The organism is Parvibaculum sp. (assembly GCF_019635935.1).
Lineage (GTDB): Bacteria > Pseudomonadota > Alphaproteobacteria > Parvibaculales > Parvibaculaceae > Parvibaculum.
The window spans coordinates 365608-386424 of record NZ_JAHBYN010000001.1; the positions used below are offsets into that span (position 1 = coordinate 365608).

Below are 20817 nucleotides of genomic sequence, written 5' to 3' on the forward strand. Positions count from 1 at the left end.
GAACGACAAGCCCCGTCCCCCGTGCCGCCGGCGCATCGCTAGTCGCCCTCGTCGGGATCGATTTTCAATGTCGGGATCGACCAGCCGTAAAGAATCGCCGGCAACCGGATGGCGAGCACCGCCACAATTGAGCCCCACAGGCCGAGAACCGGATCGACGCCATAGCTGTCGGCGGCGACATAGAGTACCGCCCCTGTCAGCGCCGCCAGCGCATAAACTTCCTTCTTGAGAATGATCGGCGTCCGGTTGGCGAGCACATCGCGGATGATGCCGCCGGCAATGCCGGTCACGACGCCCATGATGACGGCGACAAAACCCGGCATATCCATTTCCAGCGCCTTGCGCGTGCCAAGCGCCACGAAGACCGCAAGCCCCACGGCATCGGCAATGGCCACCGGACGGCGCGCCTTCTGCGCCCAGCGCGCCACCGGGATCGTCGCAAGCGCCGCGGCGGCCGCCGCCACGACATACCAGGACTGATCGATCCAGAAGACCGGCGCGTCGAGCAGCAAGTCGCGCAGCGTCCCGCCGCCGACCGCCACGATGATCCCGAGCACCATCACCCCGAACCAGTCCATCTGCCGCTCACCGGCCGCCAGCGCCCCGGACACCGCGAAGGCCGCAATACCGACGAATTGCAGCGACATCAGAAGATGAAAATGGGTCATGGCCGCGCGCTCCGTTCCTGCGGGTGCGGGTAGGGATTGTTCAGCCGGATCACGCGGGAAAATGGCGGAGAGGATGGGATTCGAACCCACGGTACAGCTTTACACTGCACAACGGTTTAGCAAACCGCCGCCTTCAGCCACTCGGCCACCTCTCCGGCTCCCCCGTGTATGCCCAAGATCGGGCCCCGCTTCAAGCGCCATATCCAGGCGCGCCCCACGCCTCAGCGCCCGGCCTTGTCGTGATAGCGGATCAGCCCTTCCTGCGCCACGGACGCCACCAGCCGCCCGGCCCGCGTATAGATACTGCCCCGGTTGAAGCCCCGCGCGCCCGAGGCCGACGGGCTGTCCTGCGTATAGAGCAGCCATTCGTCGCTGCGGAACGGCGCATGAAACCACATCGCGTGGTCGAGGCTGGCCGTCTGCAGCTTCCCCGACAGCCAGCTCACGCCATGCGGCCGGATGCAGGTATCGAGCAGCGTCATGTCGGAGGCATAGGCCGTGATGCATTGATGCAGCGACGGCAGATCCTCGACCTCCTTGCGGGCGCGGAACCAGACATGCTGCAGCGGCTCCATCGGCGAGGGATCGATATAATCCTGCGGATTGACCGGACGTATTTCGATGGGCCGCGGCCGTGCGAAATGTTTGGCGATTTCCGGCGGCAGCCGTCCTTCGATGGCCTTTCGCAGCTCCCGTTCGTTCGGCAGGTCTTCCGGCGCCGGCACGTCGGGCATCGCCGCCTGGTGCTCAAAGCCCGTCTCGGGCACCTGGAACGACGCCGCCAGATTGAAAATCTGCTTGCCGTGCTGGATCGCCACGACGCGCCGCGTCGTGAAGCTCTTGCCGTCCCGCGAGCGGTCGACTTCATAAAGGATCGGGATTTTCGGATCGCCCGGCCGGATGAAATAGGCATGCAGCGAATGGCATATCCGCTCCTCGACGGTCCGGTAGGCCGCCACCAGCGCCTGCCCGATCACCTGCCCGCCGAAGACGCGCTGCCAGCTCACATCGGGGCTGTGGCCGCGAAACAGGTTCACCTCGATCTGCTCGAGGTCGAGAATCTGGATGAGGTCTTCGACCGCGTCCTTGTCGGCGCTTGCGCCATCGTTCGGGGATTTGTCGGTCATGGGCCCGGTCTCTCCTGTCGCGCGAGGCATTCGGAAAGGCGGAACATAAGCGCCCGTCGCGGGGCTGTCACCGTCTTTGGGACGGCCGGAAGGGCAAAGAAATCAGCGGGGGTCTATTGGTTCGCCAGCCACTCGCGCGCCTGGCGCTGGGCTTCGGCGACCTGCGCCGGCGTCATTTCGACGGTCAGTTCCGCCCGGCACATCCGCGCCGCGTCGCTGCCCTGCATCGCCGCCAGATTGAACCATTTATGCGCGGTCACGAGATCCACATCGACGCCCCGGCCCGTCGAATACATCAGACCGAGATTGTAGAGCGCGTCGCACTTGCCGACATCGCCGGCCAGTTCGCCTTTCCCGATCTCGTCGAGCTGCATGCGCGCCATATCGGTCCCTCCTCAAAGGAACGGTGCGCCCCGGCCCATTGCCCATCTGCGCCCGCCGTTCATCGAAGAGGCAAGGATTCCCCCCTTGCCCACGAGACCACTTTCCATGACCCCCCTGAAAAAATGGTTAACGCCGGAGTCACCAAACAAGGCTTTGTCAGGCTCACTCAAACGCCAAGGAAATCGCACATCATGCGTGCCGTCGCCGCGCCGAGTTCCCGCGTCTGCGCGCTGTCCAGCCGCCGCACGGCAGCCCTTTCGCCGGTCGCCGTCACAACCGCAAAACAGACCCTGGCCAGATACTCATGCTCGTCGCGGCGGTGAGGAAGCGACTTTTCGAGAAAAGCGCGCAGCTTCTCAATGACCTGCGATTCAAATTCCTGAAATGCCGGCGTTGCCGAGATCAATGCCTGCGCTTCGGCCAGCGCCGCGTGAAGTTCGTCGCCTGCGATCTCTGCGTCGAAAAACCCTTGTATCGCAGCATCAAGTCGCGCGCGCGGCGGCAATGTCTCGTCGTCGAGTACGCCGGCCAGCTTGCCCCAGACTTGCTCGGCGTCGCGTTCGTGCAGCGCCAGCAACAGCGACACCTTGTTCGGGTAATATTGATAGAGCGATCCAATCGACACACCCGCGGCTTCCGCCACGCGATTGGTCGTAAACGCCGCCGCGCCGTCGCGCGCCAAAACGCGAGCAGCCCCCTCCAGCAACTCTTCGGTCATGCGGATGGACCGCGCCTGTCGCGGGCGTTTTCGGGGCGTCAGGTCGCTCGATGAGGGGCGTCGCGGCATGCGAGTAACATATGCGAGCTTTTACTTGTATTCTAGTCCGAAGAAAAACCCTTACCGAACAAGGAGATAGAGGATGGCCGCCGCTCACCCCGCCCTCAAGGCAATCACCGACATACGCGCCCGCGACGTCCTGATCCATCTTCACGGCGAGGCATCGCGTCAGAACGTCGGCCTTGCCGCCCGCTTCGCAACGCAAATTCCGCGGCTGTTGCGCGGCCGCCCTCTCCCCTGGGCACGGCTCGAACCGAAACTCTCCGAGATGTATCTCGCCCTCGATCCGGCCAACGGCGTCTTTTGCTACTTGCTCGCGCGCGCCATGCAGGCGCGCCGCATCGTCGAATTCGGAACGTCGTTCGGCGTCTCGACGATCTATCTCGCGCTCGCCGTGCGCGACAATGGCGGCGGCATCGTCATCGGAACGGAAATGCTGCCGGAAAAGGTCGCGCGTGCACGAACGAACCTGCGCGATGCCGGCCTCGACGCCTTTGTCGACATTCGCGAGGGCGACGCGCTCGAAACCTTGCGCAACATCGACGGCCCTGTCGACTTCCTGCTCAACGACGGTTTCCCGCGTTTCACGCTGCCGGTGTTGAAACTTCTGGCGCCGCATATGCGCGCCGGCGCTGCGGTGCTCTGCGGCAACGCGGCAGCCTTTCCCGCAGACCACGCGGACTACCTCGCCTGGGTGCGCGATCCCGAAAACGGCTTCCAGTCGATGAAACTCGCAATGAAGCTTGCCGGAGAATTCTCGATCAAGGCCGTCTGAACGGAACCGCCGTCAGACCTTCGGCACGGCCATGCCGCGTTGCACGGCCGGCCGCGCGCCGACTTCCGCCAGCCAGCGCCGCGCATTGGCCGCTTCGCCGGCGATCTCGGGCTTCAGTCCCACAATCAGGTCCAGCGCCGGCACGATCCACGGATAGGTGATCATGTCGGCAATCGAATAATCGCCGCCGAGGAACTGCGCTTCCCCGAGCCGCTTGTCGAGAACGGCAATCAGCCTTGCCGCCTCGCTTGCGTAGCGGTCGATCGCATAAGGAATTTTTTCGGGCGCGGCGTTGGCAAAATGGTTGAGCTGCCCGAACATCGGCCCGATGCCACTCATCTGCCACATCAGCCATTCGAGCGCCTTGGCGCGCTGCGCGCCCTTGGCGGCGAGAAACTTTCCGGTCTTCTCGGCGAGGTAGATCAGGATCGCACCGGACTCGAAAACCGCAAGCGGGCCGTCATCCGCATCATTGTCGACAATCGCCGGAATGCGGTTGTTGGGGCTGATTTTCAGGAAGGCGGGCGCAAACTGTTCGTTCTTGCCGATGTTGACCGGATGCACCGCGTAAGGAAGCCCTGCCTCCTCGAGCATGATGGAGACCTTGCGGCCATTGGGTGTCGTCCAGGTATAGAGATCGATCATCGCGCGGCGCCTTTCGCATATGCGGAATTGCGGGCTCTGGCCAAGCCCGCATGGATAGGGATTGAGGACATATAGGAAGCGGACGCGCCGCCGCGAGCGGCGCCTAGTAGGCGACGGTCACTTCGACGTGATGATGCCGGTGCTTTTCGCAGACGTAGGGCTCGATGCGATATTCGCCGGCGGCAAGGCGGGTGCCCACCGCCATTTCCGGCGCCAGGAAATCGCCGACGGTCCGGCCCTCGGCGTCGAAGATCGAAAATCCGTAGGTGCCGTACATCACGCGCGTCACGACGCCGTCGCGCGGGACCACCAGCGCCCGCCCCCACTGGCGCTCGGTGCCGTAAGCATCCTTCTTGATCATGCTTCCGGTTCCCGTCGCCGTCCCGGCGCCCGCCGCATGGGGCGCCAGCGCGGTGGCGACCGCGAGCAGCATGGCCTGTATGTAGACACGCATGATGGGCTCCCCGGGAATGCAAACGGCGCCTCCGGTTTCCCGAAAGCGCCGCCAGCTTAGCATATTGGGACCGAACGTTAAGAGCGGCCCGTTAACTCATTGTGTGCGTTGCCCGAACGGGATTTTTCTTGGCCCGTCCGGCTCCTTGGGCTTGTCGCCGATGAAACCCCGGCGCCAATCGCGCCCAGGGCAAACTCCCTCTGGATGGCCGGTGGGATGTGAACCCGTTCGAACCTTCCCCTCGGGAATGGAATCTCGTCGTTGAGCGGAATGATGGGCTTGGTCCGTCATCGGACCAAGCCCAGCCATCCGCTGGATCAGCCATTGGTCGACCTCAACTCTCGAACCTCCGCCGGCGGATGGATCACACCCGCCCTGCGTCGAGATATTGAAGGATAGCCCCGACTCGAAGATCGAAATCGGTTTCCCCCCGGGACCGTCGGGTCCGCGATGGCCGGCATCCGTTTGTTCAGCGCGATCTTCAAATGGATCGCTTGAACGGGTCACCAATACCGATATTCACCGGCCGGACCGCGTAAGGCGGCTTGCACTCTCCAATCGCTTCGGCTTCGTCCCGCGAGGATGCGGGACTCCGCCTGATGGAAGAACGCTTCGCCGCCGCCTTCGCGGGTTTTGGCCGGCGAGTATCGTTCGTTCAGGCCTTCTTGGCGGCCTTCCGGCGAGCGGGCTTGCGCTTCGCGGCCGGCTTCTTCTTTGCCGCAGGCTTCCGCTTCGCGGGGGCCTTCTTCGCAGCGGTCTTCTTGGCAGCGGGCTTGCGCTTCGCGGCCGGCTTCTTCTTCGCCGCAGGCTTCCGCTTCGCAGGAGCCTTCTTCGCAGCCGTCTTCTTGGCGGCGGGCTTCCTCTTCGCGGGCTTCCGCTTCGCCGGCGCCTTCTTGGCGGCGGTCTTGCGGGCGACGGCCTTCTTCACGGCCTTCTTCTTGGCCGGCTTCTTCTTGGCGGCCGGCTTCTTCTTCGCCGGGGCCTTCTTCGCCGCGCTGGTCTTGGCGGCGAGCTTCTTCACAGCCTTCTTCTTGGCAGCGGGCTTCTTCTTGGCCGCGGCCTTCTTGGCGGGGGCCTTTTTGGCCGCCGCTTTCGGCTTAGCTTTGGTCTTGGTAGCCATGTTTCTCTAGCTCCTGATGTGCCGTTATCGTTGGCGACAATCTGTGTATTCGCAACGCACACACTACGAGCGCCCTCGTACCCCTCAGGCGCACACGAATAATATGAGCGCCGAAAAAGCGCTCGGCAACACATTGCAACAGTTTTGTGCAAGCGCGCCCGCCCCACTCTCTGCCGAGATAGGTTTACAAACGGTTCACTTCGAGGCCGGAAATTTTCGTCAGCCGTCGGATGATAGACCGAGTTTTCGCGCGAGGATTTCGTTCACGACTTGCGGATTTGCCTTGCCAGACGTGGATTTCATCACTTGTCCGACAAACCAGCCTGCAAGTTGAGGCTTGACTTTCGTTTGCTCGACTTTATCGGGGTTCGCCGCGATGACGGCGTCGATTGCGGCCTCGATAGCCCCAAAATCCGTGACTTGCCTTAGGCCTTCTTCTTCGACGATTTTGGAGGGGTCGCGGCCCGTTTTGTACATCGAATCAAAAATCTGCTTGGCGATTCGTCCGGAGATGGTGCCGTCGGAGATCAGGTCGAGGAGCTCTCCGAGCTGTTTTGCGGTGACCGGAGACTGTTCGATCGAGTGCCCTTCGCGGTTCAGCGCGGCGAAGAAATCGCCCGTCACCCAGTTGGCTGCCAGCTTCGCATCCCGCCCCTTCGCAACCGCCTCGAAGAAGTCCGCGCGTGCGGATTCGCCGATCAGGACGGTCGCGTCATAGGGCGTAAGCCCGTATTCGGAGATCAGCCGCGCCTTTTTTTCGTCCGGAAGCTCCGGCAGCGACGTCCGGATGGCGTCCACCTCGTCCTGTTTCAGCACGAGCGGCAGCAGGTCGGGATCGGGGAAGTAGCGATAGTCATGCGCCTCTTCCTTGGAGCGCATCGACCGCGTTTCGCCGGTCTTCGGATCGAACAGCCGCGTTTCCTGGACGATGGCGCCGCCGTCTTCGAGAATGTCGATCTGCCGGCGCGCCTCATGCTCGATGGCCTGGCCGATGAACCGGATCGAGTTGACGTTCTTGATCTCGCAGCGCGTGCCGAGCGGCGCCCCCACCTTGCGCACCGAAACGTTAACGTCGGCGCGCAGGCTGCCTTCTTCCATGTTGCCGTCGCAGGTGCCGAGATAGCGCAGGATGGTCCGCAGCTTCGTCACATAGGCCCGCGCCTCTTCCGCCGAGCGCATGTCCGGCTTCGAAACGATCTCCATCAGCGCCACGCCCGACCGGTTGAGATCGACGAAACTCATCGACGGATGCTGGTCGTGCAGGCTTTTGCCGGCGTCCTGTTCGAGATGCAGCCGCTCAATACCGACAACGACCGTGCGCCCATCCGGCATGTCGAGCACCACTTCGCCCTCGCCGACGATCGGCTGCTTGAACTGCGAAATCTGGTAGCCCTGCGGCAGGTCCGGATAGAAATAGTTCTTCCGGTCGAAGACCGAACGCAGGTTGATCTGCGCCTTGAGCCCAAGCCCCGTGCGCACCGCCTGCTCCACGCAATAGCGGTTGATCACCGGCAGCATGCCCGGCATCGCCGCGTCGACGAAGCTGACCTGGCTGTTCTGCTCGGCGCCGAATTTGGTCGACGAAGCCGAGAAAAGCTTGGCCTGCGACGTCACCTGGGCATGAACTTCAAGCCCGAGAATGATCTCCCAGTCGCCGGTCGCGCCGCGGATCAAGTCTTCCTCGCGCGGTTCGCGCTTGCGCATCGCGCGTTCGAAATCGCTCACCATCGTCGTCATGCTTTCCACCACGCTTCGGGTTCCGCGCTGAAACCTGCCGCCTGCTCCACCGCATAGGCCGCCCTGAGCAGTGTCTCCTCGTCGAACGTCCGCCCGATAAGCTGCAACCCGAGCGGCAGCCCTTCGGCGGACAGCCCGGCCGGCACCGAAATCCCCGGCAGTCCCGCCAGGTTGACCGTCACGGTGAACACGTCGTTGAGATACATCGACAGCGGATCGTCGGTTTTTTCGCCAATAGCGAATGCGGCCGATGGCGCCGTCGGCGTCAGCAGCACATCGACATCGGCGAACGCCTGGGCGAAATCCCGCGCGATCAGCGTCCGCACTTTCTGTGCTTTCAGATAGTAGGCGTCGTAATAGCCGGCCGACAGCACATAGGTGCCCATCAGCACCCGCCGCCGCACCTCGGCGCCAAAACCCGCCGCCCGCGTCTTCTCGTACATGTCGGTGATGTCGCGTCCCTCGACCCTGAGGCCATAGCGCACGCCGTCGTAGCGCGCGAGGTTCGACGAACATTCCGCCGGCGCGACGATGTAATAGGTCGGCAGCGCATATTTGGTATGTGGCAGGCTGACCTCCTTGATCTCGGCCCCCGCCGCCTTCAGCCATTCGATGCCGCGCGACCACAAGGCGTCGATCTCGGCCGGCATGCCGTCGACGCGGTACTCCTTCGGGATACCGACCTTCAGCCCCTTCACGCCCTGCCCGAGCGCCGCCTCGTAGTCCGGCACCGGCCGGTCGACGCTGGTCGTGTCCTTCTCGTCATGGCCGGCCATCGAGCGCAGCATGACCGCCGCGTCGCGCACATCGCGCGTGATCGGCCCGGCCTGGTCGAGCGACGAGGCGAAGGCGACGATCCCCCAGCGCGAGCAGCGCCCATAGGTCGGCTTGATGCCGACCGTGCCGGTGAAGGCCGCCGGCTGGCGGATCGAACCGCCCGTATCGGTCGCCGTCGCCGCGAGGCAGAGCTTCGCCGCCACCGCCGCCGACGAGCCGCCCGACGAACCGCCCGGCACCAGCTTCGTCGCATCGCCCTTGCGCCGCCACGGATTGACGACAGGCCCGTAATAGCTCGTCTCGTTGGACGAACCCATGGCGAATTCGTCATTGTTCAGCTTGCCGAGCATCACCGCCCCGTCGCGCCACAGATTCCCCGTCACGGTCGACTCGTAAGGCGGCTGGAACCCGTCCAAGATGTGGCTCGATGCCGTCGTCAGCACGTCCTTGGTGCAGAAGAGATCCTTGATGCCGAGCGGCAGCCCTTCCAGCGGCCCGCCCTCGCCCTTGGCGAGCTTCGCGTCGGACGCGCGCGCCATCTCCAGCGTCTTCTCCCCCGTCGCCGTCACATAGGCATTGAGCGCCGCGCCTGCCTCCATCTCTGCGAGATAGGCGCCGGTCAGCTCCACCGAACTGATTTCCTTTTTCCGCAACGCGTCGCGCGCACCCGCCAGCGTCAGTTTCGTCAACTCGCTCATGCTCACTCCACCACCTTCGGCACCACATAGAAGCCGTCCTCGGCGCCCGGCGCGTTGCGCGTCACTTCCTTCTGCAGGTTCTCGGTCACCGCCACGTCGTCGCGCATCTTCATGGCGACCTCCACGGCGCTGGTCATCGGCTCGACGCCGGTCACGTCGACCTCGCCCAGTTGCTCGACCCAGTCGAGAATGCCGTTGAGTTCCTTTTCGAGCGCCTCCAGCTCATCGTCCCGCACGGCAATCCGCGCAAGCCGGGCGATGTGCCGGACCGTTTTCTGATCGACCGACATGGGCCTGCCTTATCCTGGTTTTGAGAGCGGGGTCCGGGGGGCGGAAGCCGCCCCTTGCTCGCTGAATCGCGGGGGAACATAACAAGCGGCGGGCCCGCGCCGCAACGCCGCCGCTCTCTTTATATGAGGCAAGCCGATTGCGCCGCTCCCCCCGCCTCACTATTGTCCGCTCGAACCAATTTTTTCAAGGATGACAGCCACTTGAGCGGCAATCTGAAGTCACTGGACGAGCTGAAATCGGCGCTGAAGCGCCACCAGCGCCTGCTCGGCGTCGATCTCGGCTCGAAAACCATCGGCCTTGCCCTCTCCGATGTCTCGCTGTCGATCGCAAGCCCCCTCGAAACCATCAAGCGCACCAAGTTCGCCGCCGACGCCGCCCGCCTGCTGGCGCTGGCCACAGAACACGATGCGGGCGGCCTCGTGGTCGGCCTGCCGCTCAACATGGACGGCACCGAAGGCCCGCGCTGCCAGTCGACCCGCGCCTTCATCCGCAACCTCGAAAAACTGACCGCCCTCCCCATCGCCTTCTGGGACGAGCGCATGTCCACCCAGGCCGTCACCCGCACGCTTCTCGACGCCGACGCCAGCCGCGCCCGCCGCGCCGAACTGGTCGACAAGATGGCGGCGGCGTACATTCTGCAAGGCGCGCTCGACCGGCTTAAGAAGCTCTGAGCAAAGAACAAGAAGAAACACCCATGCTCCCCATCCTGAACTCCCTGATCCCCGTCTTCCTGGTCATCGCGCTCGGTTTCGTCATCAAGCGGATGGATTTTCCGGGGGAAGGCCTCTGGGCGCCGCTCGACCGCCTGACCTATTACGTCTTCTTCCCTGCCCTGCTGCTGCACACGCTGGCGACCGCCAACCTCACCGATCACGACATCGGACCCATGGCCTCGGCGCTCGGCGCCGGCCTCTTCTCGATGGTCGCGATCCTGATGCTGATGAAGCAGGCGCTGCCGCTTTCCGGCCCGCAATTCTCGTCGGTGTTCCAGGGCGCCGCGCGCTGGAACGGCTTCGTCGCGCTCGCCGCCATCGGTTCGCTTTTCGGCCCCGAAGGCGTCACGCTCGCCGCCGTCGCCTTCGCGGTGCTGGTGCCCACCGTCAACGTGCTCTCGGTGCTGATCCTGACGCGCTATGCCGGCGACGAACCGGCCGGCATCGTCGCGGTGTTGCGCCTCTTGTCGAAGAACCCGCTGATCCTCGCCTGCGCCGCCGGCATCGCGCTCAATGTCTCCGGCATCGGTCTGCCAGGCCCGCTCGCCTCAACCTTCGACATTCTCGGCGCCGCCGCCCTCACCATCGGCCTCATCGCCATCGGCGCCGGCCTGCAACCGAAACACGCCCTCGAAACCGGCTGGATCGTCGCGCTCACGAGCGGCCTCAAGCTTCTCGTCATGCCGGTGCTGATGGCGGGCTGGTGTTTCGTCTTCGGCGTAACGGGCCTCCCCGCCGCCGTCGTCATCCTCTGCGGCGCGGTGCCGGGCGCGACATCCTCCTACATCCTCGCCCGCCAGCTCGGCGGCGACGCAACACTGATGGCAAGCCTGATCACCGGCTCCACCATCCTCGCGGCCATCACCATGCCGCTGATGTTGTGGTTGTTGGGGTAACTAAGCCACCCGCGCCCGCTCGACAATCGCGCGCACATCGGCGCCCACCGGTAGCGTCCCGTAGACATCGCCCCAGTCGCGCCCGAGCCGCGTCGCGCAATAGGCGTCCGAAACAAACGAAGGCGCATGCCGCAGCAGCACCGATCCGGCCGCCACCTTCGCCATCTGCTCCACCACCTGCCGCGAGCGCACCTCCAGCGAACCGAAATCGGCAAACGCCTCCTTCAGCGCCTCGAGCGCCCCGTCATAAGCCGCATTCGCGCCCCGCGCGCCGTCGAACTCGGCAAACACGACATCGAGCGCCTGCGGTTCCCGCGCCAGCGCGCGCAGCACGTCGAGGCACATCACATTGCCCGAGCCTTCCCAGATCGCATTCACCGGCATCTCGCGATAGATGCGCCCCGCAATCCCCTCCTCCACATAGCCATTGCCGCCGAGACATTCCATCGCCTCATAAGCAAGGTTCGGCGCCCGCTTGCAGACCCAGTATTTCGCCACCGGCGTCATGATCCGCCGGAACGCCGCCTCCGCCTCGTCCTCATGCGCCCGGTCGAACGAGCGCGCGACGCGGAACGACAACGCCGTCGCCGCCTCCGTTTCGAGCGCGAGGTCCGCCAGCACATTCGCCATCAGCGGCTGGTCGATCAGCTTCTTCTGGAACACAGTCCGATAGGAGCAGTGATGCACGGCCTGTGAAACCGCCTGCCGCATCATCCCCGCCGTCGCCACCGCGCAGTCGAGCCGCGTATAGGTCGCCATCTCGATGATGTTGCGCACCCCGCGCCCTTCCTCGCCGATCAGCCAGCCCGACGCGGCCTGAAACTCGACTTCGGACGACGCATTCGACTTGTTCCCCACCTTGTCCTTCAGCCGCTGGATGCGGATGGTGTTCGGTTCCCCGTCCGGCGTGAAGCGCGGCATCAGAAAGCATGAGATCCCGTTCGGTGCCTGCGCCAGCACGAGGAACGCATCGCACATCGGCGCCGAGAAAAACCACTTGTGCCCGGTAATCCGATATTCCGCCCCAGGCCCACCGCCGTTCACCGGCATCGCCGCCGTCGTGTTGGCGCGCACATCGGTGCCGCCCTGCTTCTCGGTCATCCCCATGCCGAGCGTCACACCCTTCTTTTCCGCCGCCGGCACAAACCGCTCGTCGTAGTCGCGGGAAAGAATCCGCGGCACCCATTCCTTGGCGAGGGAAGGCTGGAACATCAGCGCCGGCACCGCCGCATTGGTCATGGTGATCGGACAGCCATGCCCCGCTTCCACCTGCGTCATCATGTAGGTGCCGGCGAGCCGCGCCACGACCGCGCCGGGCTTCGGGCGCGCGTCGAGCCCGTCCTTCAGATGATCCCAGGGCGAACCGTGCAGCCCCTGCGCGACCGAAATCGCCATCAGCTTGTGATACGAAGGGTGAAACTCCACCCGGTCCGCCCGATGGCCGAAGCGATCGAAGCTTTTCAGCACCGGCAGGTAAGCATTCGCCTGCCGCCCGAGATCGATCGTCTCGGCGCTCCCGGCAATTTTCCCGAACGCCGTCAGCGACGCCTTCGCCGCGCCCGCGCCCTCGCGCTCCACGGTCTCCTGAAGCGCCGTATCGGCGGTAAACAGATTGACGTCCTCCAGCGGCGGCGGCTGGTTGAACACCTCATGCGTCGCGAAGGCGTTGGGATTCGTCATTGCCGTTTTCCGCCTTTCACAACTTTTCGCAGCGTCTCGTCGATGCGTGTCTGCCATCCGGGCCCGGTGGACCGGAAGTAAGCAAGCACATCTTGCGACAACCGCAGCTTGATTGCTTCCTTGGGCGCGTCTGATTTCGGTCGGCCGCGCTTCCTTATGAGTTCCGGTGCGGCCTCCTTGACCGGACGCATCTTCGCAAGAAATTCATCGCTTAACGGCGGCGAGTCGACGGCGTCCCAATCGGCTTGGCTGATATGCGCCGGTTTGGTTGTCCTCTTTCTACCTTCGGCCATAGGCGGCCTCCTCTTTCGCATTCGCCTTGCGTAAACTGATAACCTGCACGCTATCGCCACGGCGGGTGAAAACCAGAACATAGAGCCGCCGGCCTATTGGCCCGAGGGCAACCTCTCTGACTTCGCCGTAATCGAAACGGTCATCGACGTGAATGAGGGCCGCATCGAACTCAAAATCTTCGACGGTGGCAAAGTCGACGCCGTGCTTGATCTTGTTCGCGGCGCGCTTCTTCTCATCCCACGTGAACACGAATTAATGTACCCCCAATAATTCTCGCCCGCAAGCCGCCCGAAGTATGAACGGGATTTATTCCGCAAACATCCCCGCGCCAGCATTCGAATCCGAGCCTTGCCGCCCCCGGGAATCCGCCCTATACAATGCGGCTTTAATGACCAGCGCTGAAAAACAGCCCCAAACCCTCTTCCCGCACCGGCATTTGCTGGGGATCGAGGGCCTTTCCCCCGCCGACATCACCGCCCTTCTCGACCTCGCCGACACCTATGTCGAGCAGAACCGCCAGGTCGACAAAAAGGGCTCGGTCTTGCGCGGCCGCACCCAGATCAATCTCTTCTTCGAAGCCTCCACCCGCACCCAGAGCTCTTTCGAATTGGCCGGCAAGCGCCTCGGCGCCGATGTGATGAACATGTCGGTCGGCGCCTCCTCGGTGAAGAAGGGCGAAACGCTGATCGACACCGCGGTCACGCTGAACGCGATGCACCCGGACCTCATCGTCATCCGCCACGGCTCGTCCGGCGCGGTCGAGCTTCTCTCGCAGAAAGTCTCCTGCTCGGTCATCAATGCCGGCGACGGTTCCCATGAGCACCCGACGCAAGCCCTTCTCGACGCGCTGACCATCCGCCGCCGCAAAGGCAAGCTGCAAGGGCTCACCGTCGCGATCTGCGGCGACATCATGCACAGCCGCGTCGCCCGCTCCAACATCCTGCTGCTCAATGCGATGGGCGCCCGCGTCCGCGTCGTCGCCCCGCCGACCTTGCTGCCGAAAGGCGTCGAGCGTCTCGGCGTCGAGGTCTTCCACGACATGATGAAGGGCCTCGAAGGCGTCGACATCGTGATGATGCTGCGCCTCCAGCTCGAGCGCATGACGGGTTCCTACGTCCCCTCGCAGCGCGAATATTTCCACTTCCACGGCCTCGACTACGCCAAGCTCGCGGTCGCAAAGCCCGATGCGCTGGTCATGCATCCCGGCCCGATGAACCGCGGCGTCGAAATCGACAGCGCCGTCGCCGACGACCTCGCCCGCAGCGTCATCCGCGAACAGGTCGAAATGGGCGTCGCCGTGCGCATGGCGGTGCTCGACGCTTTGGCCCGCAACCTGCCGAACGAGCGCAGCAACGGCAATGGAGGCGCCGCATGAGCCGCACCGCCTTCACCAATGCGCGCCTGCTCGACCCGGCAAGCGGCTACGACGAAAAAGGCGGCCTGCTGATCGAAGACGGTCGCATCGCCGATCTCGGCCCCCAACTCTTCAATGACGGCCTGCCCGACGGCGTGGAGATCGTCGATTGCGGCGGCCATGTTCTGACGCCCGGCCTCATCGACTGCCGCGTCTTCACCGGCGAACCGGGCGCCGAATATCGCGAAACGCTGGCGCTGGCGAGCCAGGCGGCGGCGGCCGGCGGCGTCACGACGATGATCGTGATGCCGAACACCAATCCCGTGATCGACGATGTCGCCCTTGTCGACTACATCGAGCGCCGCGCCCGCGACACCGCCATCGTCAATGTCCACACCATGGCTGCCCTTACCAAGGGCCTCCACGGCGAACAGATGACCGAAATCGGTCTGCTGCGCGATGCAGGTGCGGTCGCCTTCACCGATGGCGACAAGGCCCTAGCAAGCGCCCAGGTGATGCGCCGCGCCATGACTTATGCGGCGCATTTCGGCGCGCTGATCGTTCAGCATGCGGAGGAACCCTCGCTCTCGGGCGGCGTGATGAACGAAAGCGAACTCGCGACCCGCCTCGGCCTTGCCGGCATCCCCGCCGTCGCCGAAACCATCGTCATCGAGCGCGATTTGCGCCTGCTCGAACTTGCCGGCGGGCGCTATCACGTCGCACAGGTTTCCTGCGAGGCCTCGGTCGAGATCATCCGCCGCGCCAAGCGCCACGGCCTGCCCGTCACCTGCGGCGTCTCGGCCGCGCATCTGCAGCTCAACGAAAACGACGTGCAGAGCTACCGCACCTTCTTCAAGCTCTCGCCGCCCCTGCGCGGCGAGGCCGACCGCCGCGCGCTGGTCGAGGGCCTTGCCGACGGCACCATCGACGTTGTCGTCTCGAGCCACGACCCGCAGGACGCCGAAGTGAAGCGCCGCCCCTTCGCCGAGGCGAATTTCGGCGCCATCGGTCTCGAAACCCTGCTTCCCGCCGGCCTCGCGCTGGTTCACGCCGGCGATCTCTCGCTCGCCCGCCTTCTTGCCGCGCTCACCCACGCGCCGTCCGACCTGCTCGGTCTCGGCCGCGGCCGTCTCGCCGCCGGCCTCCCCGCCGATCTTGTCCTCATCGACACAGACACCCCCTGGGTGCTCGATCCGGCAAAGCTGAAGTCGATTTCGAAGAACACGCCCTTCGAGGACCGCCGCTTCCAGGGCCGCGCCATCCGCACCATGGTCGGCGGCCGCACAGTTTATGTTCACGGCGAGGACGCGGGGCGCTAGTCTTTCCGCCGGGTGGCTTTGGGGGAGGAACACTGAATGCCCGCTGAAATCGATTTCATGGCCGCTGCGCCTCTGCTGCTCGCCGTCGCCGCGCTCGGCTACCTGTTGGGCTCCATCCCCTTCGGCCTGCTGCTGACGCGTCTTGCGGGCCTCGGCGACATTCGCGACATCGGCTCGGGCAATATCGGCGCCACCAATGCGCTCAGAACCGGAAATCGCTGGGTCGCCGCCGGCACGCTGATCGGCGACGCGGGCAAGGGCGCCGTCGCCGTCCTCCTTGCCGCGCGGCTCGGCGCCATGACGGGAACCGACATCGGCTGGATGTCGTCGGTCGCGGCGCTCACCGCCTTTCTCGGTCATCTCTATCCGGTCTGGCTCGGCTTCAAGGGCGGCAAGGGCGTCTCGACCCTCATCGGCGTGTTGCTGGCGCTGCATTGGCCGGTCGGCCTGCTCTTCTGCGCCACATGGGCGCTTGTCGCCGCGATCTCGCGCTACTCCTCATTGTCGGCGCTGGTCGCCGCCTTGCTGACGCCGGTCTATCTGGCTTGGCTCGATCACTGGCATCTGGTTGGCCTCGGCGTTGTACTGGCGGTCCTGATCTACATCGCCCATCGCGAAAACATCCGCCGCCTGCTTGCCGGCACCGAATCCCGCATCGGACAAAAACCGGCCGGGTCCTGACCGCCATGATCGCACCGCTCTCCGAGACCGAGCGGATCGCGCGGCTGCGCCTCGCCCGCAGCGAAAATGTCGGTCCCGTTACCTTCCGCGATCTCCTGCAACATTGCGGCAACGCCGTTGCCGCCATCGACGCCTTACCCGATCTCGCGGCGCGCGGCGGTGCGAAGCGCGCGATAAAAGTCGCGAGCGCCGCCGAAGCCGACGCCGAACTGTCGCGCCTTGAAAGGCTCGGCGCCCGCCTTCTTGTCTGGGGCGATGCTGACTTCCCCCCGCGCCTCGCCGCCCTCGATCCGCCCGCGCCCGTGATCTCGGTCATAGGCAGCACAGAGCATCTCGCCCGCCCGTCGATCGCGATCGTCGGTTCGCGCAACGCCTCGGCCGCCGGCCGCAAGATCGCGGGCGACATCGCCAAAGCTCTCGGTACGGAGGGTTTTGCCGTCGTCTCGGGTCTGGCCCGCGGCATCGACACGGCGGCGCACCGCGCCTCGCTCGACACGGGCGCCATCGCCGTGCTCGCCGGCGGCGTCGACATCGTCTATCCGGAAGAAAATCGTGATCTGCAGGCGTCGATCGCGGAGAGCGGCGCGCTGGTTTCGGAAATGCCGCCCGGCACCAGCCCGCAGGCCCGTCACTTCCCGCGCCGCAACCGCCTGATCTCCGGCCTCGCGCTCGCCGTCGTCGTGGTCGAGGCGGCGCACCGCTCGGGCTCGCTCATCACCGCCCGTTTCGCGCTGGAACAGGGCCGCGATGTTTTCGCCGTTCCCGGATCGCCGCTCGATCCCCGCGCCGGCGGTTCGAATCGCCTCATCAAGGACGGGGCGCCCCTTGTCGAGACGGCGGAGGACGTGATCGCGGCCTTGGCGACCCCTCTCGGCCGCGCACTGCGCGAACCCGGCCCCCCGGCCTACAACGGCGCCCAATCCGGCATGACAGTTTCTCGGCAGTTCGATGACAGTGCCCGCGATTCCGTCCTCGCCGCGCTGGGTCCGACCCCCACACCGCTCGACGAAATCGTCCGCCAGTCGGGCGTTTCGGTTCCGGTGGTGCGCGCCGTCGTGCTCGAACTGGAGCTTGCCGGCCGCCTGCACCGCGATCCCGGCGACCGCCTCAGCCTGATCTAACCCTCTGTTCGGATTACTCTTTCTTCTTAACCGCCGACTTTCCGAGACTCAGCATCCGCGCCTCTTCCGCCGCCACGCCGACGAGATAGGCGAGGAATTCGAACCCCCGCGCCATCGCCATGCGCCGCGCCGCAATCGTCAGGTCGAGAAGATAGGCCGCAATCTCGGCATCCTCCGCATTTTCCAGCGGTTCCGGGCGCACCGCCGCCTTCGTCTGGAGGCCCTCATCTCGCGCTACCCGCGAGAATCCAGCCGTTTCCACATGCATGACACTCATCCGCATCCTCCGCATCCTTACCCCGCGCGATGCTCTGACAAGGCACCGTTCAGGACTAACGATCTAGACCCTTAGACTATATCAATTCATCGTATCGGGGGTTGGCGAACCTGCCCGACAAGGTCCAATCCGGTCCGACTGCGCTGCGGCATCGATTTTTCCAAGGATTTCCGCCGGATTTGACAGTCTCTGCCCTTTTCACCATGTTCACCCGGCGGCTGAAGGCAGCCGGATGCAGCGGCGGCCTCCGGTTTCTCACGGCATATCGGCGACCGGATCGCCCGCGCGCTGATGGCGCCCGGAGACGGCAGGCCACAATATAAAGAGAGTTCGAGCGTTCGATGGACGTCGTCATTGTCGAGTCGCCGGCCAAGGCGAAAACGATCAACAAGTACCTCGGCAAGGGCTACAAGGTCCTGGCCTCCTACGGCCATGTCCGCGACCTGCCCTCCAAGGACGGCTCGGTCCTGCCGGACGAAGACTTCACCATGGCCTGGGACGTCGACGCCAAATCCCAGAAGCGCCTCAACGAAATTGCCGCCGCCGTCAAAGGCGCCGACCGCCTGATCCTCGCCACCGACCCGGATCGCGAGGGCGAGGCGATTTCCTGGCATGTGCTGGAAGTTCTCAACAAAAAAAAGGTGTTGAAGGACGTCGAGATCCAGCGCGTCGTCTTCAACGCGATCACCAAGCAATCGGTCACCGAGGCGATGACGCATCCGCGCGGCCTCGACAAGGAGTTGATCGACGCCTATCTCGCGCGCCGCGCCCTCGACTATCTGGTCGGCTTCACGCTCTCGCCCGTCCTCTGGCGCAAGCTGCCGGGCTCGCGCTCGGCGGGCCGCGTGCAATCCGTTGCGCTGCGTCTCATCTGCGACCGCGAACTCGAAATCGAGGCCTTCCGCGCCCGCGAATACTGGACCGTCGAGACCGACATGAAGACCGGCTCGAACGCCGCCTTCGTCGCCCGCCTCGTCAATCTCGACGGCAAGAAGCTCGACAAGTTCGACATCCCGGACGAAAAATCCGCGCGAGAAATCGAAGCGCGCATCAAGGCCTCGCGCTTCTCCGTCAAGTCGGTCGAGAGCAAGCCGGCACGCCGTCACCCGAACCCGCCCTTCACCACCTCGACCCTGCAGCAGGAAGCCTCGCGCAAGCTCGGCTTCTCGGCGAGCCGCACCATGCAGGTCGCGCAGCGCCTCTATGAAGGCGTCGAGATCGACGGCGAAACGACCGGCCTCATCACCTACATGCGAACCGACGGTGTGCAGATCGCGCCGGAAGCGATCGCCCAGGCGCGCACCGTCATCAACAACGAGTTCGGCGAGGCCTATCTGCCGGACGCGCCGCGCGTCTACACGACCAAGGCGAAGAACGCACAGGAAGCGCACGAAGCGATCCGCCCGACAGACCTCGCCCGCTTGCCGAAACACGTTGCCGCCCGCCTCGAAGACGATCAGCGCCGCCTCTACGAACTGGTCTGGAACCGCACCGTCGCCAGCCAGATGGAAAGCGTGCAGCTCGAACGCACCACCATCGAGATCGAGGCCGACGACGCACCCATCGGCCTGCGTGCCACCGGCTCCGTCATCGTCTTCGACGGCTTCCTGCGTCTCTATCAGGAAGGCCGCGACGAGCCGGAGGAAGGCGAGGATGGCGGCCGCCTGCCAAAAGTCGCGCGCGGCGACAAGCTCGGCCTCGACAAGGTGCGGCCCGAACAGCATTTCACCGAACCGCCGCCTCGCTTCACCGAAGCGACGCTCGTGAAGCGCATGGAAGAACTCGGCATCGGCCGCCCCTCCACCTACGCCTCGACGCTGCAGACCTTGCGCGACCGCGAATATGTCCACATGGACAAGAACCGTTTCGTGCCGCACGACAAGGGCCGCCTCGTCACCGCCTTCCTCGAAAACTTCTTCACCCGCTACGTCGAATACGATTTCACCGCGGCGCTGGAGGAAAAACTCGACAAGGTCTCGGCCGGCGAACTCGACTGGAAGGATCTGCTGCGCGAATTCTGGAAGGAATTCACCGTCGACGTCGCCCAGGCGCTCGAACTGCGCATCACCGAAGTGCTCGACCGCCTCAACGAAGTGCTGGCACCGCATGTCTTCCCCGAAAAGGAAGACGGCTCCGACCCGCGCAAATGCCCGGCCTGCGCCGACGGCCGCATCTCGCTGAAGGTCGGCCGCTTCGGCGCCTTTGTCGGCTGCTCGAACTATCCCGAATGCCGCTTCACGCGCCAGTTGACGGTCGGCGCCGACGGCGAGGAACAGTCCGGCGACCGCGTGCTCGGCACCGACCCCGAAACCAATGCCGAGATTTCGCTGAAGACCGGCCGCTTCGGTCCTTACGTCGAACGCGCGCCGCTCAGTCCCGACGAAAAGCCAAAGCGCAGCGGCCTGCCCGCCAAAATGTCGGCCGCCGATGTCGATCTCGAAAAGGCGTTGCGCCTGCTGACGCTGCCGCGCGAGGTCGGCATTCATCCCGAAACCGGCAAGAAGATCACCGCCGGCCTCGGCCGCTTCGGACCTTTCGTCCTGCACGACGGCACCTACGCCAACCTGAAAGACCCCGAGGAACTCTTCGACATCGGCCTCAACCGTGCGATCGCCGTCCTCGCCGAGAAAATCATTCGCGCCGAAGAGCGCGCCGGCAAGGTGCTGAAGGAACTGGGCGAGCATCCTGAAACCGGCAAACCGGTGCAGGTCCGCGAAGGCAAGTACGGGCCTTACGTCAAACACGCCTCCACCAACGCGACGCTGCCGAAATCGGGCGACCCGATGGCGGTGACGCTCGAAGAAGCGCTCGCGCTCGTCGCCGAACGCGAAACAAAAAGCGGCAAGAAGAAACCGGCGAAGAAAGCCGCCGCCAAAAAATCCGGCGGCGAAAGCAAGCCCGCGAAAAAAGCCGCCGCGAAAAAACCTGCCACGAAAAAGAAACCCGCGGCAAAGAAGAAAACGCCCGCGAAGAAGCCCGCCTCGAAATCGAAGAGCGCCGCTAAAATCGCAGAACCGGCGGATTGACA

General features: G+C 64.6%; 22 protein-coding genes and 1 tRNA gene. 9 read left to right on the forward strand and 14 right to left on the reverse strand.

Features of this window, described 5'->3' with window-relative positions; translation table 11 throughout:
• Nucleotides 1-38 precede the first annotated feature (38 nt).
• The 5 genes from KF719_RS01900 to KF719_RS01920 form a co-directional block, all read right to left on the reverse strand.
• Entirely contained in the window at nucleotides 39-668 is a 630-nt protein-coding gene (locus KF719_RS01900; RefSeq protein WP_293506631.1) for a trimeric intracellular cation channel family protein, read from the reverse strand.
• Nucleotides 669-730: 62 nt separating this feature from the next.
• Nucleotides 731-823 (reverse strand) — tRNA-Ser (locus tag KF719_RS01905).
• Between the two features lie 66 nt (nucleotides 824-889).
• Nucleotides 890-1795, reverse strand: a complete 906-nt coding sequence (gene tesB, locus KF719_RS01910) for an acyl-CoA thioesterase II (RefSeq protein WP_293506633.1) — start codon at nucleotides 1793-1795, stop codon at nucleotides 890-892.
• Between the two features lie 113 nt (nucleotides 1796-1908).
• The gene (locus KF719_RS01915) at nucleotides 1909-2178 is read right to left on the reverse strand and encodes a hypothetical protein (RefSeq protein ID WP_293506635.1); all 270 of its coding nucleotides are present in this window, start codon (nucleotides 2176-2178) and stop codon (nucleotides 1909-1911) included.
• A 167-nt stretch (nucleotides 2179-2345) separates the two neighbouring features.
• Complete coding sequence (locus tag KF719_RS01920) at nucleotides 2346-2897, reverse strand: TetR/AcrR family transcriptional regulator (protein WP_293506637.1); 552 nt, start codon at nucleotides 2895-2897, stop codon at nucleotides 2346-2348.
• A gap of 142 nt (nucleotides 2898-3039) precedes the next feature.
• Here KF719_RS01920 and KF719_RS01925 point away from each other — a divergent pair, with 142 nt between their 5' ends.
• Nucleotides 3040-3732 carry a class I SAM-dependent methyltransferase gene (locus KF719_RS01925; RefSeq protein ID WP_293506639.1) on the forward strand — a complete coding sequence of 231 codons (693 nt, stop codon included), beginning with the start codon at nucleotides 3040-3042 and terminating at the stop codon, nucleotides 3730-3732.
• Nucleotides 3733-3744: 12 nt separating this feature from the next.
• On the opposite strand, the gene KF719_RS01930 is transcribed toward KF719_RS01925, so the two are convergent.
• Together KF719_RS01930 and KF719_RS01935 are read right to left on the reverse strand one after the other, a co-directional pair.
• A complete protein-coding gene (locus tag KF719_RS01930) occupies nucleotides 3745-4377 on the reverse strand; it encodes a glutathione S-transferase N-terminal domain-containing protein (protein ID WP_293506640.1) in 633 nt (210 codons plus the stop codon).
• Between the two features lie 103 nt (nucleotides 4378-4480).
• A complete protein-coding gene (locus KF719_RS01935; RefSeq protein WP_293506642.1) occupies nucleotides 4481-4831 on the reverse strand; it encodes a hypothetical protein in 351 nt (116 codons plus the stop codon).
• Nucleotides 4832-5430: 599 nt separating this feature from the next.
• Here KF719_RS01935 and KF719_RS01940 point away from each other — a divergent pair.
• Nucleotides 5431-5961, forward strand: coding sequence for a hypothetical protein (locus KF719_RS01940; RefSeq protein ID WP_293506644.1), 531 nt, complete (start codon nucleotides 5431-5433; stop codon nucleotides 5959-5961).
• Nucleotides 5962-6170: 209 nt separating this feature from the next.
• On the opposite strand, the gene gatB is transcribed toward KF719_RS01940, so the two are convergent.
• Genes gatB through gatC form a run of 3 tightly spaced genes read right to left on the reverse strand, consistent with a single transcriptional unit; the run spans nucleotide 6171 to nucleotide 9453 of the window.
• Nucleotides 6171-7679 (reverse strand): Asp-tRNA(Asn)/Glu-tRNA(Gln) amidotransferase subunit GatB, encoded by a 1509-nt coding sequence (gene gatB, locus KF719_RS01945; RefSeq protein ID WP_293510556.1) that lies wholly within the window; start codon nucleotides 7677-7679, stop codon nucleotides 6171-6173.
• A gap of 5 nt (nucleotides 7680-7684) precedes the next feature.
• Nucleotides 7685-9163: an Asp-tRNA(Asn)/Glu-tRNA(Gln) amidotransferase subunit GatA gene (gene gatA / locus KF719_RS01950; protein WP_293506645.1), complete on the reverse strand. Its 1479-nt coding sequence runs from the start codon at nucleotides 9161-9163 to the stop codon at nucleotides 7685-7687.
• A 2-nt stretch (nucleotides 9164-9165) separates the two neighbouring features.
• A complete protein-coding gene (gene gatC, locus KF719_RS01955; RefSeq protein WP_293506646.1) occupies nucleotides 9166-9453 on the reverse strand; it encodes an Asp-tRNA(Asn)/Glu-tRNA(Gln) amidotransferase subunit GatC in 288 nt (95 codons plus the stop codon).
• 201 nt (nucleotides 9454-9654) lie between these two features.
• Here gatC and ruvX point away from each other — a divergent pair, with 201 nt between their 5' ends.
• Both ruvX and KF719_RS01965 read left to right on the forward strand, forming a co-directional pair.
• The gene (gene ruvX / locus KF719_RS01960; protein WP_293506648.1) at nucleotides 9655-10125 is read left to right on the forward strand and encodes a Holliday junction resolvase RuvX; all 471 of its coding nucleotides are present in this window, start codon (nucleotides 9655-9657) and stop codon (nucleotides 10123-10125) included.
• A 23-nt stretch (nucleotides 10126-10148) separates the two neighbouring features.
• Nucleotides 10149-11063, forward strand: coding sequence for an AEC family transporter (locus KF719_RS01965; RefSeq protein ID WP_293506649.1), 915 nt, complete (start codon nucleotides 10149-10151; stop codon nucleotides 11061-11063).
• Here KF719_RS01965 and KF719_RS01970 read toward each other — a convergent pair whose 3' ends face one another.
• The 3 genes from KF719_RS01970 to KF719_RS01980 are packed head-to-tail and all read right to left on the reverse strand — an operon-like array spanning nucleotide 11064 to nucleotide 13286.
• Entirely contained in the window at nucleotides 11064-12743 is a 1680-nt protein-coding gene (locus tag KF719_RS01970) for an isovaleryl-CoA dehydrogenase (RefSeq protein ID WP_293506650.1), read from the reverse strand. It abuts the gene before it with no gap.
• Nucleotides 12740-13036 carry a BrnA antitoxin family protein gene (locus KF719_RS01975; protein WP_293506651.1) on the reverse strand — a complete coding sequence of 99 codons (297 nt, stop codon included), beginning with the start codon at nucleotides 13034-13036 and terminating at the stop codon, nucleotides 12740-12742. Before KF719_RS01975 ends, KF719_RS01970 begins: the two co-directional genes overlap by 4 nt.
• On the reverse strand, nucleotides 13023-13286 hold the full coding sequence (locus tag KF719_RS01980; protein WP_293506653.1) for a BrnT family toxin: 264 nt from the start codon (nucleotides 13284-13286) through the stop codon (nucleotides 13023-13025). Before KF719_RS01980 ends, KF719_RS01975 begins: the two co-directional genes overlap by 14 nt.
• A gap of 139 nt (nucleotides 13287-13425) precedes the next feature.
• Here KF719_RS01980 and KF719_RS01985 point away from each other — a divergent pair, with 139 nt between their 5' ends.
• Genes KF719_RS01985 through dprA form a run of 4 tightly spaced genes read left to right on the forward strand, consistent with a single transcriptional unit; the run spans nucleotide 13426 to nucleotide 17512 of the window.
• Nucleotides 13426-14412 (forward strand): aspartate carbamoyltransferase catalytic subunit, encoded by a 987-nt coding sequence (locus tag KF719_RS01985; RefSeq protein ID WP_293506655.1) that lies wholly within the window; start codon nucleotides 13426-13428, stop codon nucleotides 14410-14412.
• A complete protein-coding gene (locus KF719_RS01990; RefSeq protein ID WP_293506656.1) occupies nucleotides 14409-15710 on the forward strand; it encodes a dihydroorotase in 1302 nt (433 codons plus the stop codon). Before KF719_RS01985 ends, KF719_RS01990 begins: the two co-directional genes overlap by 4 nt.
• Before the next feature lie 36 nt (nucleotides 15711-15746).
• Nucleotides 15747-16391, forward strand: a complete 645-nt coding sequence (gene plsY / locus KF719_RS01995) for a glycerol-3-phosphate 1-O-acyltransferase PlsY (protein WP_293506657.1) — start codon at nucleotides 15747-15749, stop codon at nucleotides 16389-16391.
• A 5-nt stretch (nucleotides 16392-16396) separates the two neighbouring features.
• Nucleotides 16397-17512, forward strand: coding sequence for a DNA-processing protein DprA (gene dprA / locus KF719_RS02000; RefSeq protein ID WP_293506658.1), 1116 nt, complete (start codon nucleotides 16397-16399; stop codon nucleotides 17510-17512).
• Nucleotides 17513-17525: 13 nt separating this feature from the next.
• Here dprA and KF719_RS02005 read toward each other — a convergent pair whose 3' ends face one another.
• Nucleotides 17526-17789 (reverse strand): hypothetical protein, encoded by a 264-nt coding sequence (locus tag KF719_RS02005; RefSeq protein WP_293506659.1) that lies wholly within the window; start codon nucleotides 17787-17789, stop codon nucleotides 17526-17528.
• A gap of 341 nt (nucleotides 17790-18130) precedes the next feature.
• Here KF719_RS02005 and topA point away from each other — a divergent pair, with 341 nt between their 5' ends.
• Nucleotides 18131-20815, forward strand: a complete 2685-nt coding sequence (gene topA, locus KF719_RS02010; RefSeq protein ID WP_293506661.1) for a type I DNA topoisomerase — start codon at nucleotides 18131-18133, stop codon at nucleotides 20813-20815.
• The last annotated feature ends 2 nt before the right edge of the window (nucleotides 20816-20817 follow it).

What these genes read in the sequence shown, in the direction of transcription:
- KF719_RS01900 (WP_293506631.1), bottom strand. Translation starts at nt 668, where the DNA reads ATGACCCATTTTCATCTTCTGATGTCGCTGCAATTCGTCGGTATTGCG.
- tesB (WP_293506633.1), bottom strand. Translation starts at nt 1,795, where the DNA reads ATGACCGACAAATCCCCGAACGATGGCGCAAGCGCCGACAAGGACGCG.
- KF719_RS01915 (WP_293506635.1), bottom strand. Translation starts at nt 2,178, where the DNA reads ATGGCGCGCATGCAGCTCGACGAGATCGGGAAAGGCGAACTGGCCGGC.
- KF719_RS01920 (WP_293506637.1), bottom strand. Translation starts at nt 2,897, where the DNA reads ATGACCGAAGAGTTGCTGGAGGGGGCTGCTCGCGTTTTGGCGCGCGAC.
- KF719_RS01925 (WP_293506639.1), top strand. Translation starts at nt 3,040, where the DNA reads ATGGCCGCCGCTCACCCCGCCCTCAAGGCAATCACCGACATACGCGCC.
- KF719_RS01930 (WP_293506640.1), bottom strand. Translation starts at nt 4,377, where the DNA reads ATGATCGATCTCTATACCTGGACGACACCCAATGGCCGCAAGGTCTCC.
- KF719_RS01935 (WP_293506642.1), bottom strand. Translation starts at nt 4,831, where the DNA reads ATGCGTGTCTACATACAGGCCATGCTGCTCGCGGTCGCCACCGCGCTG.
- KF719_RS01940 (WP_293506644.1), top strand. Translation starts at nt 5,431, where the DNA reads ATGGAAGAACGCTTCGCCGCCGCCTTCGCGGGTTTTGGCCGGCGAGTA.
- gatB (WP_293510556.1), bottom strand. Translation starts at nt 7,679, where the DNA reads ATGGTGAGCGATTTCGAACGCGCGATGCGCAAGCGCGAACCGCGCGAG.
- gatA (WP_293506645.1), bottom strand. Translation starts at nt 9,163, where the DNA reads ATGAGCGAGTTGACGAAACTGACGCTGGCGGGTGCGCGCGACGCGTTG.
- gatC (WP_293506646.1), bottom strand. Translation starts at nt 9,453, where the DNA reads ATGTCGGTCGATCAGAAAACGGTCCGGCACATCGCCCGGCTTGCGCGG.
- KF719_RS01965 (WP_293506649.1), top strand. Translation starts at nt 10,149, where the DNA reads ATGCTCCCCATCCTGAACTCCCTGATCCCCGTCTTCCTGGTCATCGCG.
- KF719_RS01970 (WP_293506650.1), bottom strand. Translation starts at nt 12,743, where the DNA reads ATGACGAATCCCAACGCCTTCGCGACGCATGAGGTGTTCAACCAGCCG.
- KF719_RS01975 (WP_293506651.1), bottom strand. Translation starts at nt 13,036, where the DNA reads ATGGCCGAAGGTAGAAAGAGGACAACCAAACCGGCGCATATCAGCCAA.
- KF719_RS01985 (WP_293506655.1), top strand. Translation starts at nt 13,426, where the DNA reads ATGACCAGCGCTGAAAAACAGCCCCAAACCCTCTTCCCGCACCGGCAT.
- KF719_RS01990 (WP_293506656.1), top strand. Translation starts at nt 14,409, where the DNA reads ATGAGCCGCACCGCCTTCACCAATGCGCGCCTGCTCGACCCGGCAAGC.
- plsY (WP_293506657.1), top strand. Translation starts at nt 15,747, where the DNA reads ATGCCCGCTGAAATCGATTTCATGGCCGCTGCGCCTCTGCTGCTCGCC.
- dprA (WP_293506658.1), top strand. Translation starts at nt 16,397, where the DNA reads ATGATCGCACCGCTCTCCGAGACCGAGCGGATCGCGCGGCTGCGCCTC.
- KF719_RS02005 (WP_293506659.1), bottom strand. Translation starts at nt 17,789, where the DNA reads ATGAGTGTCATGCATGTGGAAACGGCTGGATTCTCGCGGGTAGCGCGA.
- topA (WP_293506661.1), top strand. Translation starts at nt 18,131, where the DNA reads ATGGACGTCGTCATTGTCGAGTCGCCGGCCAAGGCGAAAACGATCAAC.